A 1,065-nucleotide genomic window follows, 5' to 3' on the forward strand; every position below is an offset into this window, starting at 1 on the left:
TACCCGCTGGTCCTGCTGGCCGGCCCGGGCAAGCGGCTGCGGTTCCGGCTCGGCTACCGGCCGGACGTGTTCGGCGCGGGTACGGCCGCGGGGGTCGTACGCCGGTTCGAGCAGATCCTGCAGACCGTCCTGGACGACCCGGACCGGCTCGTCGGGCGGTTGCCGTCGCCCGACGAGCCGGACCAGGAGCGCGCGCTGTCCCCGCGGGCCCGCGTGCTGGACGCGGCGCTGCGCCCGGTGCCGGCCGGGGTGACCGGTGAGCTCTACGTCGCCGATCCGCCCGGCGACGCCGAGCCGCACCGGTATGTGGCGGATCCGTTCGCCGCGGACGGGACACGCCTGTACCGCTCCGGGGAGCTCGCCCGGTGGACGCCGGACGGCGGCGTGCAGGTGCTCGGCCGGGTTGCCGACCGGCTCGAGGTCCGCGGCGTACGGATCGTCCCCGGCGAGATCGAGGCGGCGCTGGCCACCCACCCCGCCGTGACCGCGGCCGCCGTCACGGTCCGCGAGGACCGGCTCGTCGCCTACGTCGCGCCGGCCACCACCGACCGCGCCGCGATCCGCCGGCACCTGCGCGGCCTGCTCGCCGACCACCAGATGCCGTCGCTGGTGCTGGCCGTGCCGCGGCTGCCGGTCACCGCCGGCGGCGCGATCGACCGGCCCGCCCTCGCCGGACTGCCCGGCCCCGGACGGGCGCCCGCCGGCCCGGCCGAGGAGACCCTCTGCCGCCTGTTCGCGGAGGTCCTGGGGGTGGCCGAGGTCCAGCCGTACGAGAACTTCTTCGACCTGGGCGGGCACTCGCTCCTCGCCACCCAGATCGCCAGCCGGATCCGTACCACTCTGAGGGAGGACATCTCGGTGCGGCACATCTTCGAGAACCCCACGCCCAGCGAGCTCGCCGCCGCTGTCGCGCCGAAAACCCCCGCACCGGCCCGGAAGGTCGAGGACATCCTGCCGCTGTCGGCGTTGCAGGAGGGCCTGTTGTTCCACAGCGTGTACGACGGCGCGGGTCTGGACGTCTACACCGGTCAGTCGGTGTTCGAGCTGGACGGGGCGGTGGATCTG

1 protein-coding gene is annotated in these 1,065 nt (G+C 75.3%); it reads left to right on the plus strand.

The genetic code is table 11. The features are described from left to right. Window positions 1-1,065: phosphopantetheine-binding protein (locus Aut01nite_RS43050; RefSeq protein ID WP_239124646.1), on the plus strand; the 1,065-nt coding region annotated here is incomplete at both ends.

Origin of the sequence: Actinoplanes utahensis, from assembly GCF_016862455.1 — a bacterium.
Taxonomy (GTDB): domain Bacteria; phylum Actinomycetota; class Actinomycetes; order Mycobacteriales; family Micromonosporaceae; genus Actinoplanes; species Actinoplanes utahensis.